Genomic DNA, 15,736 nt, shown 5'->3' on the forward strand with positions numbered 1-15,736 from the left:
AAATTACGCATACTTATTTCAAGGCTCTTCTCATTTGCTTTGTTACCAACAACACTAACCAAGCTGATTACTTTTTTCAACCCTTAATTTTAAAAAAATTCGAATTGTATAATACAAATAAAAAAGGAGGCCGAAGCCTCCTATAAATTTACTTTTTAAATCAGTGAATTACGCACTCTGGCAAGACGCTATTTTAGACTTTGAAAGCCATGACAAAATAGCGCAAACGATAATGAATGTTATCGACGCTGCAATGAACGAGAACGCTATTGAAGCAGTCATACCAAGGGCAATAAAGCCGACGCATGAAACAAGCGCGACTGATAATGCATAAGGTAGCTGTGTTGATACGTGATCAATGTGGTTACAACGTGCACCCGTCGATGACAAGATAGTCGTATCTGAGATTGGTGAACAATGGTCACCGAATACCGCACCAGCTAAAACCGCACTCAGCATCGGTAGCATTAGCGCTACGTCTGTTGCGCCAGCCATGTCTCCAGCGATTGGAAGCATGATGCCGAACGTACCCCATGAAGTACCTGTTGAGAACGCCATCAGGCCAGACAACAAGAATAGGATAACTGGGAGCCAATGAGGGTTGATATTGCCCTGCGCCATTGTCGAAAGGTAAGTACCAGTCTTCATATCACCGATAACAGAACCAATGGTCCAGGCAAATACTAAGATTAGAATCGCACCAAACATAGACTTAGCACCAATCCAAAGTGTACGTGCGATCTCAGCCATTGGTAGACCTTGCTTCACAACAGTAAACAGTGCAACTGCTAAGCCAAGCAAGCTACCGTAGATTAGTGATGTACCTACATCTGTATTTTCAAAAGCACCAAGAAGCGCAAACTCCTTACCATCAGCAGCCAATGCTTGGCCACCCGTGTAAAGCATTGAAGCGATAGTCGCGATAATCAGCGTCACGATAGGAAGTATCAAATCTGACACTTTACCCTTTTCACTTTCACGGATATCTAGCTCTTCGTTTAGGTCATGCGCTTCTTGCGAGTCATTTTCTTTGTCTTTATCAAAGCCACGACCTTGCGATGCAGAGATCTCATGCTCACGCATTTTACCAATATCAAGACCAAACCACGCAACAGCGAACACCATTAGCAGCGCAAAAACGGCGTAGAAGTTCATTGGGATAAGACGAACATATGCGCCAAGAGCCGAATACTCTGTGATCCCATGTGAGACTAAGATCCCGCCAATAATAGTAATAATGTAAGCACCCCAGCTAGAAGCAGGCATAATTACACACATTGGAGCAGCGGTTGAGTCTAGAATGTACGCAAGCTTAGCGCGAGACACATAAAAGCGATCGGTTACTGGGCGAGAGATCGCACCAACAGCAAGGCTATTAAAGTAATCATCGACAAAAATGAATACGCCTAAAAAGGCGGCAAGAAGTTTGGAGCCGCGTTTACTCTTCACTCGAGATTGTGCCCATTCAGCAAAAGCACGAGTACCGCCAGATAGCGTTAATAAAGCTGTTGTCATACCTAATAAGATTAGGAAACCAACAATGCTCATGTTCCAAGTGTTAATTCCGCCATCTTCAATAAAGACAGAAGAAACTTGAGAACTGACGTAACCTGCGGTGTCGCTGATAGACCAGCTATTAAGTAGCACCGCACCTAGCACGATACCTACACCCAAGGAAACTAATACACGTCGAGTCAAAATCGCCAAAGTCAAAGCGACAATAGGTGGCAATAATGAAACAGGAGAACTAGAAAAATCTATTAAATTCATGATCTTCAAAAACCAAAGTTTGGCTAGAGATCTACTGCAGACAAGTCACGTAGCATACGATACGTGCTCATGTTGAACTTAGCGACAGGGAAGCGAACACTCCACCCAACCCTACAGTAGCGCTCCATAGTTTAATGTGAATATATACTATGGCAGTGTTGTTCCTTTCAGATACAACCCCAGCAAGTAACTTTGATGAGTTACTTACTTCGGCAATCTTCGCCTTCCACTATTATTCATTGGCATCACCCCAATAATAGCTACTCTTCGAGACCGCGCCTCTACGGCAACAACAAACAATTAACCACTAACTGTACAAATTAACAACAAATTGTCTGCAATATTGCATCAGGTGGCAGCCATTGTACTTATGATGAGAGTCAATGCAACACATCAAACTAAATTAAACAAATAAATAATGACTGAGATAATTTATAAACCTTGCCTACTTCCATAAGTTTTGTGCAACTGAAATCACATCAATCATGTTATTTATGAAACATTATTACTACCTTAGAAATATCATGGTTTATCTTATATCAATAAATTAAGGATATATGACACAGCATTAAAGATGGATGCTTCATATTTTTAAGTAATAACTCAAATTTTTTTATAAAAAACCAAGCTGTCACTCTCTCTATACAATAATGATTGTTGATTTTAGTTCTCATCTAATAATGATTTATTTCGAGTGTAATAATATTAATTGCTTTAAAAAATAGTCAAATTTAAACAAAATCTTGATTTAGCATTTGCACATAAGGAAAAGATAAAGTTAAATATAAGGACTCTTTGTTTATTTATAGATTGGCATTATTTAATCGTAACGATAAAAAGTGCCCAACACATTAACCTTTTAATAGGAATCGTTATGTCAGAGCTGACTAAAACCCTTCTAAATATCCGTAGCCTTCGTGCATTTTCTCGTGAGCTGACTCTAGAACAATTGGAAGAAGCTCTAGATAAACTCACTACTGTCGTAGATGAGCGTCGTGAAGCAGAAGAAGCAGAACGCGCAGCACAAGCAGAGCAAGAAGCTAAGCTTGCAGAGATTGCTGAGAAAATCGCTCAAGACGGTATTGACGTAGAAGCACTTATTACTGCGCTATCTGGCGAAACTAAGACGAAAGGCAAAGCGAAGCGCGCACCTCGCCCTGCTAAATACAAATACACAGATTCAAACGGTAATGAGAAAACTTGGACTGGCCAAGGTCGTACACCTTCGGCGATTCAAGAGCAACTTGATGCAGGTAAATCTCTGGATGAGTTCCTAATCTAGATCCGTGCTATTTTTAAAAGGCTCCCATAGGGAGCCTTTTTTATTTAAACCATTACAAATAAAAAAGGCACGTTTCTTAATGTGCCTTTTACTTTAGTTACAGAATAGTTAATTAAATCGCTTCGTATTAACGTTCCCAGTATGCTTCTTCTAGGCTATCTTCTCGCTCAGGAAGTCCGCGCGACAATCGTGGTGAATGTTGCACGAGAACTTCGTAGCTCGCACGGTTTGCGTATTTGCAGACTTGAGAAAAAGAAGAGTAAGTTAAATACTCGTTACTGTGCTTGCTTGAATTAGGCACATTTTCTTTATGGTATTTATTTGCTGCCATATCATGAAGAACAGCAGATAACGCAGCATCACCTGCGCCATTTGTATTCTTAATTTTTTCTGGGCCACCCATATATGGCGAGATATGCGAGTACACTTTTATTGGCGTCTCGCATGAGTCTTTTTTCGCCGGACGACTGAATTCATAACGATTAAATTCAGCAATTGACCCTGGAAGTAATGGCAAAGAAGTTTCGCGCTTCGCGCTATCCTCCGTATACCCAGCCATAAATAGACCTACAGGACCCGCCGTGCACAATACTAGATCAGCCCACTCCAATGTTTTATCAGACGCAGCAAGTGGATCAGATTCCCCCGTCAGTGCTTCTGCTTCATCTTCATTCATCGCAACGACTGAAACGTTATCTCGAATGAATTCTTGCCAATATTTAGGGTCATCTTGAATAACAAACTTTGTGCCTAAAGTCAGAACAACAGGCACATCATTCTTTTTCGCGTACTCAATTGCTTTCATTGTTGCTTCCGGCATTGGGTCGCCGTCTTTGCAACGTACTAGATATGACGTCAGTACAAGTGCTGATGCATTTTTAAAGATTTTCTCTGGAATGCTATCAGGATGGAGTTGGTTCATTTGCCCTTCGCTGATAGCAAAAGTACGTTCACCGTCTTCTGTGATAAGAGCAAAACAACGGCCAATTGCACCATCTACACCTTGTAGGTAGTTCAAGTCCATGCGGCTTGATGTATTACAAAGATAACGGTAACCGTAGCTGCCAATCTTAATATCCTGGCTCATCACTCCAAGTAGTGTGGAGCGGTCATCCGCTAGCACGGAGTAGTTATGTAGCGTGTTACCAATTGTACCGCCCGCATACTCATTGGTAATCAAGTTCTCTTCTTTCAGTTGCTGGTATAACTCTTCTGCTCTTTCGTCATCGATAACCAGAGAGTGACCTTTACTCAGACCGTACTTTTCAATCACATCCGTTGTAACTTTTGCTTCAATATCAACCAAGGTTTGGTCAATACCAATGATGTGAGTGCGCGTCATCTTCTTGCTTTCTTGTGCTTGGCTCACCAGCGGGTCACGAGCATGAACAGGAAAATAGTGCTTCGATTTGCGTTGTCCAGGAAATTTCATATTGTCAGTCTGAGTAAGGGGATAAAAAGGAGAGCGGATTCTATACCGCTAATAATAAAGCAGCAATAAAAGCGATTATAGCAAACGTTTGCTGACAGCTTTTTTCTTTTAGGTGGCTTATTCACCTTCCATAAAGCTGAGATCTGGTAGTTGCTCAAGGTGCTCGCTATAACGCTTTAGGTTGAACTCACCTTCATTCTTCATTACATCAAAAATCTCAATTGACATCGCACATGCCATCATCGCAACCGCATCTTCACGTGGTGTGCCAGTCATCATTAAACGCATAAGGGTTTCTTTTACTTTAAGCGGGTTGCCATCTTCGAGCTGATTTTCCACAATTTCAATCAACTCACTTTCTTGCATAAATTGGTTTTCTTCTGTCATTTGGTGTTTCCTCTTGGATTTTGGCCAACTATGCCATATATACCTCTTCTATACTTGCGAAATTACTCGTTCGAATCTTTGTTGAAGAAAAATCCAGCGAAACGAATTGTGATTTCGATCTCGGATCTGTCACCGGTCTGTGGATTCTGATAGAATCTGCATCCCGTTTATTTAAGTGGTGTTTAGTAATGTCTGATAACAGCCAAAAGAAAGTCATCGTCGGTATGTCCGGCGGCGTTGATTCATCTGTTTCCGCGTATCTTCTAAAGCAGCAAGGCTACCAAGTAGAGGGCCTTTTCATGAAGAACTGGGAAGAAGATGACAACGAAGAATATTGTACAGCGGCAGAAGATCTTGCTGACGCTCAGGCAGTATGTGACAAGCTAGGCATCCACCTACACACTATCAACTTTGCTGCCGAATACTGGGATAACGTATTTGAGTACTTCCTTGCTGAATACAAAGCTGGCCGTACTCCGAACCCTGACATTCTTTGTAACAAAGAAATCAAGTTCAAAGCATTCCTAGAATTCGCTGATGAAGTACTTGATGCTGATTACATTGCAATGGGCCACTATGTGCGTCGCTCTTTCCCAGAAAATGGTGAAAAACCACAGATGCTACGTGGTCTAGATGGCAACAAAGATCAAAGCTACTTCCTGTACACATTAAGCAACGAGCAAATCGCACGTAGCCTATTCCCTGTTGGTGATCTAGAGAAGCCAGAAGTGCGCCGCATTGCGGAAGAACAAGATCTAATTACCGCTAAGAAGAAAGACTCAACTGGTATTTGTTTCATCGGTGAACGCAAGTTTACAGAATTCCTCGGTCGCTACCTTCCAGCTCAGCCTGGTAATATCGAGACTCCAGAAGGCGAAGTGATTGGTCAACACCAAGGCCTGATGTACCACACACTTGGTCAGCGTAAAGGTCTACACATCGGTGGCCGTAAAGGCGGCGGTGGTAACGAGGACCCATGGTTCGTTGGTGAGAAAGATCTAGAACGTAACGTTTTGATTGCTGTTCAAGGTAAAGACCATCCAATGTTGAAATCAGAAGGTCTACTTGCATCACAACTTCATTGGGTAGATCGTGAGCCAATTCGCGATGTTATGAAGTGCACAGTGAAAACTCGTTACCGTCAGGAAGATATTCCTTGTACAATCATCCCTATCGATGATGAAAACATTAAAGTTATCTTTGACGAGCCACAAATTGCTGTAACTCCAGGTCAATCAGCAGTGTTCTACAAAGGTGACGTGTGCCTAGGTGGCGGCATCATCGAGCAACGCATTAAATATTCTCAAGCTTAGGAGTCGTTACGTGGCGAATACACTTTATGACCGTACTATCGCTTTCGCTGGGATTTGCCAAGCTGTTGCTTTAGTTCAACAGGTAGCGAGAAACGGACATTGTGATCAAGATGCTTTTGAAACATCAATCAACGCTATTTTGAGCACGAACCCTGCTAACACAGTTGGCGTATTCGGTCGCGAAGCCGATCTAAAGCTCGGCCTAGAATGCTTGGTTAAAGGGATTGATAGCACACCATCAGGCAGTGAAATTACTCGTTACATTATTAGTTTAATGGCGTTAGAACGTAAGTTAAGCTCTCGTAACGATGCTATGTCTCAGCTTGGTGATCGTATTCAAATGGCCAAGCGTCAGTCAGAGCACTTTGAGCTACTAGACGATCAAATGATCAGCAATTTAGCGAGCATCTATCTGGATGTCGTTAGCCCTATTGGCCCACGCATTCAAGTAACGGGCACGCCATCTGTACTGCAGCAGACGGCAAGCCAACACAAAGTTCGTGCGCTGTTGTTATCTGGCATTCGTAGTGCAGTTCTTTGGCGTCAAGTTGGTGGTAAGCGTCGCCACCTAATCTTCGGGCGCAAGAAGATGGTAGAGCAAGCACAAATCCTTCTTGCTCGTCTGTAGTAAAATATCAAATAAGCAGCTCGCGTTTATCGCGAGCTCATTTTTTTCGACTAAAACAAATCTCGCGCAAACGTTTGCGCAATATTCGTGACAATTGCCACAGTTATTGGTATAAAGCTCACGAAATTTAGAAACCCAATTCAGGAGAACATCATGGAACTGTCAGCATTGACTGCTGTTTCACCAGTAGACGGCCGTTACGGAAGCAAGACAATTGCGTTACGCGAAATTTTCAGTGAATACGGTCTACTAAAGTACCGTACTATCGTTGAAATCCGCTGGCTACAAAAGCTTGCTGCTACTGCTGAAATTGCAGAAGTGCCAGCGTTTAGCGCAGAAGCAAACCAATTCCTAGACGACCTTGCTGCAAACTTCTCTGAAGAAGATGCACGCCGTATCAAAGAGATCGAGCGTACAACTAACCACGACGTAAAAGCGGTTGAGTACTTCCTAAAAGAGAAAGTAGCAGACGTTCCTGAACTGCACGCAGTAAACGAGTTCTTCCACTTCGCATGTACTTCTGAAGACATCAACAACACATCACACGCTCTAATGCTTAAAGAAGCGCGTGAGAACGTGATTCTTCCAGAAATCCGTAACCTAATCGACGCTATCAAAGCACTAGCAGTGGAATACCGCGACATTCCTCTTCTATCTCGTACACACGGTCAGCCTGCTTCTCCATCTACTATGGGTAAAGAAATGGCTAACGTGGCGTACCGTATGGAGCGTCAATTCAAGCAAATCGAAAACGTTGAGATCCTAGCGAAAATCAACGGTGCAGTAGGTAACTACAACGCACACCTTTCTGCTTACCCAGAGCTAGATTGGCACAAGTTCTCTGAAGAGTTCATCACAGAGTCTCTAGACGTAACTTGGAACCCTTACACAACTCAAATCGAACCGCACGATTACATCGCTGAGCTGTTCGATGCTATCGCTCGTTTCAACACTATCCTGATTGACTTCGACCGTGACGTTTGGGGTTACATTGCACTAGGCCACTTCAAGCAAAAAACTATTGCGGGTGAGATCGGTTCTTCAACAATGCCTCACAAAGTTAACCCAATCGACTTTGAAAACTCAGAAGGTAACCTAGGTCTTGCGAACGCTGTATTCGGCCACCTAGCACAGAAACTGCCTATCTCTCGTTGGCAACGTGACCTAACTGACTCAACGGTTCTACGTAACCTTGGTGTTGGTGTTGGCTACGCTATCATCGCTTACACTTCTACGCTTAAAGGCATCAGCAAGCTAGAAGTAAACCGTGAAGCGCTTCTTGCTGAACTAGACAAGAACTGGGAAGTACTAGCAGAGCCAGTACAAACAGTTATGCGTCGTTACGGCATCGAGAAGCCATACGAGAAGCTGAAAGAGCTAACTCGTGGTAAGCGTGTAGACGGCGAAGCAATGCGTAACTTCATCGACGGTCTTGAGCTTCCTGAGCACGAGAAAGCACGTCTGAAAGAGATGACGCCAGCGAACTATATCGGTCAAGCAATCGAGCTGACAGATAAGCTGTAATCCTCCTGTAACGACCAGATACCTAAAAGGTTGACGCGAAAGCGTCAACCTTTTTTAGTTAGGAGAGTTAGGTCGGGAGAAAATAATTTTAGTTATATGGAATGGATTATTAATTGAAGATCAGCCCCATTTGTTATGGCAGCTTTTGGAAGAACAAGGTTATTGTTCCTACTTCCACACCAAACTTTTTTATTTTCGTTAGATTGAAAACGTGTCTGTCATCCTGACGATAAAGCCAATCATCAAAAGCAACCGTCACTGATGAATCCTCCATTTGTAGCTCAAAGTCATATTGCCACTGTAGCGCATTGCCCTGCTCTTCCCCTGTTGCCACACCTATAATATCGTCTGCCTTACCTTCATAACGACCGTCTTCTAATCTAGTGATAACCCAAATTCGCTGGTCCACCTCTCCGTCATCAAACACGAAGTCTTCCACCAGCGTCAGCGTATCACCCGCTACAGTACCCACTATATCGACTTCAAAGCGACGCGTTTGCTGTCCGGTATAATCTTGCACCATCCCCCACGCCTTTATGTCGCCTTCGAAATAACCGAATACGTCAAAAGTCGGTTTAGAAGAGCGGTAATTATCAATGTCTGCGGAACATGCCGAAAGAAAAACAGCTGCCACTAAAGTCGCTGATTTAAAAATTCGTTTAAACACTATCTAACCTGCCCTATCAATTGTTTTCGGAGTTTCGGAAATTCTGTGTTGGGTGATAACCATATAGCCAAAAATGCATCGTTCATTCGTTCGTCTTCAATGATGCCAACGTTCTTTACTTGCACGTCCCCAACCTGCTTATAAAAAAGCTGACCAGATTTTCCATCTGTTAGATAAGTAAGCTCGTCACCTTTTTGAATATCAGGAAACATACGATCGAGCTCGCTGATCCAAGCTTTTCGATATGAGTCCGTAAAACCCAATTTCGCCCACTGCTCATCCGTCACATCAAGCAGCTGTTGCTTACTGATGTCTCTCTTGTAATTAATTTCCAACGCAAGGGGATGTGGCGATACGTCATCGCTTACGATGAACTTTCCATCAGGCGCTTTTAATCTTGAGTGATAAATATCGAAGATGAACCAAGTAAGTTGGGCTTCTCCAACAGTTTTCCATCCCTTCCAATTCGCAATGTTGCTAGCAGCTTCGCTGTTTCCAACAGGTTGAGCTTGCAGAGCAAAAGAGCCAGTTACTATTACCAACGCAAGCAGCCTAGTCAGTCTCTGAGTTAAGTCTCTCTTCAAGCTTTTCATTTCCGTACACCTTGAGTATCAAGAGCATCATGACGCACCATTCGACAAACAACATTGCCAGTGTAGCGCCAGTGCTAAATCCAAATTCAACGGCTTGGAGCTTATAGCCAGCAAAGTAGCTCGCTGTTCCTCCGAGTCCGCCTACTATTGATACGTAGGTTTTTGGGAAACGGTACAAAATTGACTTGAGTTGATAGGCATACCAGGCGAACAGAATCCAAAGGCACAAAAGCCAAAGGGGTAACCATTGAGTGGCAAACATGAAAATTGAAAATTGCTGATTTAATGTATCAAGCACGAGACCAATCGTGGCGATAACACCAATACTTTTGAGCGAAGATGCGTCAGTTTTCAAACAATATAGTAGGGTTGCCAAAGTAAGGAATAACGTCACCCATTGCCATTGATAGGTTCCAAGCACCGCTGCAAACCAGCAGAGTTGGAACCATGTCGAAGCAAGAAACACCTTCATAACGAACTACGGGCGTTGAAACGTCATGTGAACGGCACTGATCGTGCGAGCCAAAAAGCCACCTTCACAGTAGCTCAAATAGTAGCGCCACATACGCACAAAGCGGTCGTCGTAGCCAAACGAGCGCACTTCATTCTCTGCTCGATTAAAACGTAAGTGCCATTCGTTCAGCGTCTTGGCGTAGTCCAAACCAATATCGAACAAGTCTCGCGTCACTAAGTCACTGTACTTTGTTGTTGCTTGGGTTAGTGAGGTTACCGACGGTAAAAAACCACCCGGGAAAATGTACTTTTGGATAAAGTCGACGTTGTTACTGTAGTAATCGTAACGCTGATCGGCAATCGTAATCGCTTGAATCGCCATCAAGCCACCAGTCTTCAATAAAGACTCACAGACCTTAATGTACGAAGGCAGGAATTGTTTGCCCACAGCTTCAATCATTTCAATAGAAACGAGCTTGTCATAAGTGCCAGTTAAGTTACGGTAATCTTCTTTGAGTAGTGTGATTTTATCTTCTAAGCCACGCTCTTTGATTTTTTGCTCCGCATACGCGTGTTGCTCTTCAGATATCGTTGTTGTGGTGACCTGACAACCGTATTGTTCGGCCATGTAAATCGCCATAGCGCCCCACCCTGTGCCAATTTCAACAACATGATCAGTGGGCTTCAGCTCAAGTTGCTGACATAGACGATCCATTTTGTTGATTTGAGCCTGCTCTAGAGAGTCATCCGCATGATTGTAAAGCGCCGAAGAGTACAGCATATTGGTATCAAGGAACGCTTCGTATAGGTTGTTACCCAAGTCGTAATGCGCATGGATATTTTTACGTGAGTTCTCTTCAGAGTTTCTGTTTGACCAATGACTGAACTTGTACAGTATTTTAGTCAACCAACTGCCTTGCTCTTCGAGTTTATCTAGAGCACGCATGTTAAGGGCCATCAGTTTCATTAATGAGGTTAAATCGGGGCTATCCCACCACCCATCCATATAAGCCTCACCAGCAGCAATACTGCCGCCCTGCAAGATCCGTGAATAAAAGCCTGGATGTTTTACCTCTATAGTAGCGACAACAGGTTGACCACTGTACTCCCCATTTGGCGCACTAAAACGCTCGCTTCGCTCTGTCGTTTCCGTCTTAAAACTTTCAATAACTGTTAAGCAGCCGATTTCCATTTTTTGCAGACATTGAAAAATAACTCCGCGAGCCGCTTTTTGCGTTGTCGTCAATTTACGCGGCAATGTCATAGAACTAGTATTTAACATGCAGAATTCTCCTTGTGCTTTTTATTTTTTTTGTCTGTTTTTTCAGTATCGGCTTCTATTTCTTCATGCGTTGAATATTTAGGATGAGAATAAAAAGGTGCGCCTTTCACCCAAAGTTTTAATGCGTGCCAATAAATACCAACCATTACTTTTACCGTTTGTATTGGTGTAACGATCAAACACCTCAATAAGGTTTTACTTGAAAGTGGCTTGGCTTTCATAACCATGGTGGCATCAAAGTGTTTCTCTCCTTTGTGACATTCAAGATGAATATTCAACTTGTCTGTCAAAGGTTTAATTCTCCAGCGGTATAGTTGGTCAATCGGGTTGAATGGCGAAACATGAAATGCTTTATTTTGTTCCCAACCAAACTTTTCTTCTTCTTTATCTGCTGACACCACGTAGTAATGTCGTTCATTCCAAGGAGTGTTACTCACCTCTGCGAGGAGATACTTCCATTCTCCTTCCTTGTTATAAACGTAGTAGAAATTAACGGGGCTGAAATAAAGTCCTAGATAACGCAAGTGACAGACTGCGACTACCTTGCCAGTACAGCGAACACCTGTCAGTTCTTCAATTTTGCTGTGCACTGCCGACTTGACGCTACCTTCACCAATGTAATCACTGCGTTTGAAGCGTGCCCAATGCCACCAACGCGAACCAAAACCCCATACTTTTTTCTCTAAAGCATCGAGCTCGTCTACATCGATGGCGGGCATAAATAAAGAGTAGTTCAACTCATGATTCACAGGCGTGAATCGACGGTGACGAACGTTGCCTATAAACAATCGGCTGTTCATTTGGCTATCCATATCACGCTGCGCCTTTTTCGAAAGGAACCACATTTTGTTCGCGGTACTTTTCTTCTATTTCTTTCACAACATCAAGCGCGCTACGCACGCCATCTTCATGAAAACCGTTGTACCAATAAGCGCCGCAGAACCAGGTACTTTGTTTGCCCTGTATCTCATCTTTGCGCTGCTGCGCTGCAATAGACTCAGTGGTGAATACTGGATGATGATAAGTGAACGAACGCAAGACTTTATTTGAGTTAATTTGCTCAGTACTGTTCAACGTTACACAAAACGTGTGCTCTGATTGAATATGTTGAAGAATGTTCATGTTATAAGTGAGCGAAGGGAGGCGTTGCTGTTCCTCTTCACTGCCTTCCAATAGGTAGTTCCATGATGCCCATGCTGCCTTACGTTTTGGTAGTACGGCAGAGTCGGTATGAAGAACAACTTCATTTGCTTGGTATGTCATATCCCCCAAGATTTTCTGCTCAATTGGGCTAATATCCTCTAGCATTCTCATTGCTTGATCACTGTGACAAGCTAAGATAACGTCATCAAACCAATGCGTTTCTCCGCGAACTTGAACGCCAACCCCTTTTTCGTTGCGAACCACTTTTTCGACAGGACTATTAAGACGAATACTCTCGGCAAAGCCTTTGGTCAATGGTGGAATGTATGAACGTGAACCTCCTTTAATCACATACCATTGTGGCCGGTTAGTCACATCTAGCAGACCGTGGTTGAGGAAGAAACGTAAGAAGAACATAAGAGGGAATGCGCGCATGTCAGCTAAAGTCGACGACCAAATCGCAGCACCCATCGGTAATATGTAGTTATCGGTAAAGAAAGCACTGAATTTGTGTTCATCAAGGAACTCACCTAACGTCTGAGAGTGCGTGGATTGCTCGCTAGCGAAGCGCTTGGCAAGTTTATTGAAACGAAGTATCTCGAAGATAAATCGATAAAATTTAGGGTTTGCCCAGTTACGTTTTTGAGCAAACAATGTCGACACTGTGTGGCCGTTGTACTCTAGTCCGTTCCCATCATTTCTGACACTGAAGCTCATTTGAGTCGGCAGACCTTCAACGCCAATCTCGCTCATCATTTTAATGAAATTAGGGTACGTACGATCGTTATAGACGATGAACCCAGTGTCTATCGCGTATTCTCTACCATCAAGGCTCACATCAACGGTTGCAGTATGGCCACCAATGTAATCGTTCGCTTCAAATAGCGTTACATCATATTCTTTATGCAAGTAATAACCACAAGTAAGGCCAGAGATTCCCGTTCCCACAATCGCTATCTTCTTTCTTCCTGCTGTTTTCATTTTTATTCCTTTTTATGATACGAGTTTAGCAGTTAGGCGAGCTTGCCAACTGTATGGAAGTAACGAGATAAAACGTAAAATACTGGTAAATCTCGCTGGGAAATAGATATAGGTCTTGTTGGCGGCTAACTGCTTCCTGATAGAGTCCGACGCTTGCTGAGTAGAAATGATCATTGGCATTTCGAAGTCGTTTTTGTCAGTCAACGGCGTTTCAACAAAACCAGGAAACACCGTTACCACATTGATCCCTTTCTTTTTCAAGTCGACGGCGAGCGTGCGTGCAAAATAACTGACTGCCGCTTTGGATGCGCCGTAAGCTTCAGCACGAGGCAGTGCCACTTCTGATGCGATAGAGCCAACAATAACAATGCGGTGCCCTCTCTCTAAATGCACTTGGCAGCCTTCAACGCAGTTGGCAACACCGACAACATTTACGTTCATCACACGCGCCATGAGTTTCGCGTCGACCACTCCCTCATCCATGTACTCACAATCGCCTGCGTTAAAAACCCATGTGTTTGGCGTAAAGGGCAAATTAGAGAGCGCCTGCTGAGTTTCCTCATAATTTGTCACATCAAACTGCAATGTATGAATTTTGGAAGAAACTGCCTCCAGTTCTGCAAGAACATCTTGATTCCGACCACAAGCAATCACATTCCATTCTGAGGTCGCGTAATCTAGGGCAAGCTGTCTTCCTATTCCGGAGGTGGCGCCTGTGATTAAAATGGTGTTGTTCATTGTCCTAACCTCTGCTTGATGGTTTTAACGACTGAACCAAGTAATGGTAAATGCTCATAGAGCATCTCTCCGAGATCAAAATAGTCTCGGTGATAAATGACCTGACCTTCGCTAAATTTGAGGTGCGAAACACCATTGACGAGAATAGGCGCACCCTTCTGAAGTTTGGGATGCTGAAGGTCCATTGTCCAAGTTAGGAAGCCTGTATCTCCGACTTGTTGATGCTCATGGATTACAAAATCACAACTGATGACGTTGGCATATAATGAGGTGAAATAATCCGAAAGTGCTGGCCATCCTTCTAAACGATGCGCTGCGTCCTCAAATACTACATCTTGGTGATATATATCCTTAAGCAGATGTAAGTTCGCTTTGTTGAGCTTTTGATAGATATTGCCAACAGACTGTATGTCCATTTTTTACTCCTACACGCCCATTAAGTTGTACAAAATTATTATATGTACAAGATAGTTCATTCCTCCAAAGTTGTACAAAAATAATTTTGTATAACTTTATTTCTGTAAGTAGTACGTGATGAAGTTCGCACGCGATCAATCGGCGAAAAAAAAGGCTTGGTCAAAACCAAGCCTTTTCAGCAGATTAACAATTATTTAAGTAGGAACAATTAGTATTGCTGGCCTCGCAACGCTGCAATACGTTTATCTAGCGGAGGGTGGCTCATTAGTAGCTCAGTCAGCGACTGCTTGCCATTGATACCAAACGCCATCATGGTGCCATCCAGTTGAGATTCATGACTCACCTTCAAACGCTCTAGAGCCGCAATCATTTTTTCTTTGCCAACGAGGCGCGCAGCACCTGCGTCCGCGTGGAATTCGCGATGACGGCTGTACCACATAGTCAAGAAGCTAGCTAGGAAACCAAATACCAGTTCAAGCACCATGGATACGCCAAAGTAAACCATCATATTTGTACCTTGGCCTTCTTCATCATCGTTCGATGCCACGATATTGGCAATAAAGCGTGATAGGAAGATAACAAACGTGTTCACGACACCTTGCATCAACGTCATCGTGACCATATCACCATTTGCAATATGGCTCACTTCGTGTGCAAGTACTGCCTCTGCCTCATCACGAGTCATATTGTGTAAAAGACCGGTAGAAACTGCGACAAGAGAGTCATCTCGTTTTGCACCTGTCGCAAATGCATTGATGTCTGGTGAATCATAAATAGCCACCGTTGGCATACCAATACCCACTTGTTGAGCTTGACGACCCACAGTTTCGACTAACCAATGCTCCGTTTCGTTGCGCGGGCTTTCAATGACCATACCACCAACCGAGCGTAGCGCCATACCCTTTGACATCATCAACGAAATAAATGCGCCACCAAAACCAAATACAGCAGCCATTACAAGTAAACCTGACAGACTGCCTGGTTGCATTCCAGTTACAGCGTAAACAATATTCAGAACAACACTAAGCACTAGCACGACAGCTAGGTTAGTTGCTAGGAATAACATAATTCGCTTCATTACTTTTCTCCGAGGAAGCTTATCGTTTTTTTAAAACGGATTGTTATA

The 15,736-nt window shown here is 43.3% G+C and carries 16 protein-coding genes and 1 riboswitch; of the genes, 4 read left to right on the forward strand and 12 right to left on the reverse strand.

The features are described from left to right. Nucleotides 1-168: 168 nt before the first annotated feature. Nucleotides 169-1,770 (reverse strand): tetracycline efflux Na+/H+ antiporter family transporter Tet(35), encoded by a 1,602-nt coding sequence (tet(35), locus tag R8269_RS16860; RefSeq protein ID WP_017634691.1) that lies wholly within the window; start codon nucleotides 1,768-1,770, stop codon nucleotides 169-171. Between the two features lie 109 nt (nucleotides 1,771-1,879). Next, nucleotides 1,880-2,062, reverse strand: a riboswitch (Lysine riboswitch). Between the two features lie 582 nt (nucleotides 2,063-2,644). Here tet(35) and R8269_RS16865 point away from each other — a divergent pair. After that, nucleotides 2,645-3,052, forward strand: coding sequence for an H-NS family nucleoid-associated regulatory protein (locus R8269_RS16865; RefSeq protein WP_005378185.1), 408 nt, complete (start codon nucleotides 2,645-2,647; stop codon nucleotides 3,050-3,052). Between the two features lie 127 nt (nucleotides 3,053-3,179). Here the strand turns inward: R8269_RS16865 and R8269_RS16870 are convergent, their stop codons facing one another. Together R8269_RS16870 and R8269_RS16875 are read right to left on the reverse strand one after the other, a co-directional pair. Continuing rightward, the gene (locus tag R8269_RS16870) at nucleotides 3,180-4,484 is read right to left on the reverse strand and encodes an inosine/guanosine kinase (protein ID WP_005378187.1); all 1,305 of its coding nucleotides are present in this window, start codon (nucleotides 4,482-4,484) and stop codon (nucleotides 3,180-3,182) included. Between the two features lie 117 nt (nucleotides 4,485-4,601). After that, on the reverse strand, nucleotides 4,602-4,871 hold the full coding sequence (locus R8269_RS16875) for a hypothetical protein (RefSeq protein ID WP_005378190.1): 270 nt from the start codon (nucleotides 4,869-4,871) through the stop codon (nucleotides 4,602-4,604). Nucleotides 4,872-5,059: 188 nt separating this feature from the next. Here R8269_RS16875 and mnmA point away from each other — a divergent pair, with 188 nt between their 5' ends. The 3 genes from mnmA (at nucleotide 5,060) to purB (ending at nucleotide 8,336) form a co-directional block, all read left to right on the forward strand. Next, on the forward strand, nucleotides 5,060-6,184 hold the full coding sequence (gene mnmA, locus R8269_RS16880; RefSeq protein WP_005378192.1) for a tRNA 2-thiouridine(34) synthase MnmA: 1,125 nt from the start codon (nucleotides 5,060-5,062) through the stop codon (nucleotides 6,182-6,184). A 10-nt stretch (nucleotides 6,185-6,194) separates the two neighbouring features. Beyond that, complete coding sequence (gene hflD / locus R8269_RS16885; RefSeq protein WP_005378194.1) at nucleotides 6,195-6,812, forward strand: high frequency lysogenization protein HflD; 618 nt, start codon at nucleotides 6,195-6,197, stop codon at nucleotides 6,810-6,812. Nucleotides 6,813-6,965: 153 nt separating this feature from the next. Continuing rightward, on the forward strand, nucleotides 6,966-8,336 hold the full coding sequence (purB, locus tag R8269_RS16890) for an adenylosuccinate lyase (RefSeq protein WP_186584338.1): 1,371 nt from the start codon (nucleotides 6,966-6,968) through the stop codon (nucleotides 8,334-8,336). 133 nt (nucleotides 8,337-8,469) lie between these two features. Here the strand turns inward: purB and R8269_RS16895 are convergent, their stop codons facing one another. From R8269_RS16895 to htpX, 9 genes are all read right to left on the reverse strand, one after another. After that, nucleotides 8,470-9,003 (reverse strand): DUF3833 domain-containing protein, encoded by a 534-nt coding sequence (locus R8269_RS16895; protein WP_017821713.1) that lies wholly within the window; start codon nucleotides 9,001-9,003, stop codon nucleotides 8,470-8,472. Continuing rightward, nucleotides 9,003-9,596, reverse strand: coding sequence for a chalcone isomerase family protein (locus tag R8269_RS16900; protein ID WP_017821712.1), 594 nt, complete (start codon nucleotides 9,594-9,596; stop codon nucleotides 9,003-9,005). The genes R8269_RS16895 and R8269_RS16900 overlap by 1 nt, the downstream gene beginning before the upstream one ends. Continuing rightward, nucleotides 9,556-10,068 carry a DUF2878 domain-containing protein gene (locus R8269_RS16905; protein ID WP_042522066.1) on the reverse strand — a complete coding sequence of 171 codons (513 nt, stop codon included), beginning with the start codon at nucleotides 10,066-10,068 and terminating at the stop codon, nucleotides 9,556-9,558. The genes R8269_RS16900 and R8269_RS16905 overlap by 41 nt, the downstream gene beginning before the upstream one ends. A 6-nt stretch (nucleotides 10,069-10,074) precedes the next feature. After that, on the reverse strand, nucleotides 10,075-11,331 hold the full coding sequence (locus R8269_RS16910) for an SAM-dependent methyltransferase (RefSeq protein ID WP_042522068.1): 1,257 nt from the start codon (nucleotides 11,329-11,331) through the stop codon (nucleotides 10,075-10,077). Then, a complete protein-coding gene (locus tag R8269_RS16915; protein WP_053307451.1) occupies nucleotides 11,325-12,143 on the reverse strand; it encodes a DUF1365 domain-containing protein in 819 nt (272 codons plus the stop codon). The genes R8269_RS16910 and R8269_RS16915 overlap by 7 nt, the downstream gene beginning before the upstream one ends. 1 nt (nucleotide 12,144) lies before the next feature. Beyond that, nucleotides 12,145-13,455, reverse strand: a complete 1,311-nt coding sequence (locus R8269_RS16920) for an NAD(P)/FAD-dependent oxidoreductase (protein ID WP_042522072.1) — start codon at nucleotides 13,453-13,455, stop codon at nucleotides 12,145-12,147. 12 nt (nucleotides 13,456-13,467) lie between these two features. Further along, nucleotides 13,468-14,193 carry an SDR family oxidoreductase gene (locus tag R8269_RS16925; protein ID WP_186584340.1) on the reverse strand — a complete coding sequence of 242 codons (726 nt, stop codon included), beginning with the start codon at nucleotides 14,191-14,193 and terminating at the stop codon, nucleotides 13,468-13,470. Further along, nucleotides 14,190-14,609, reverse strand: coding sequence for a nuclear transport factor 2 family protein (locus R8269_RS16930; protein WP_005378211.1), 420 nt, complete (start codon nucleotides 14,607-14,609; stop codon nucleotides 14,190-14,192). Before R8269_RS16930 ends, R8269_RS16925 begins: the two co-directional genes overlap by 4 nt. Before the next feature lie 209 nt (nucleotides 14,610-14,818). Continuing rightward, complete coding sequence (htpX, locus tag R8269_RS16935) at nucleotides 14,819-15,688, reverse strand: protease HtpX (RefSeq protein ID WP_005388085.1); 870 nt, start codon at nucleotides 15,686-15,688, stop codon at nucleotides 14,819-14,821. Nucleotides 15,689-15,736: the final 48 nt, after the last annotated feature.

The sequence above is a fragment of the Vibrio sp. Vb0667 genome (genome assembly GCF_033391095.1).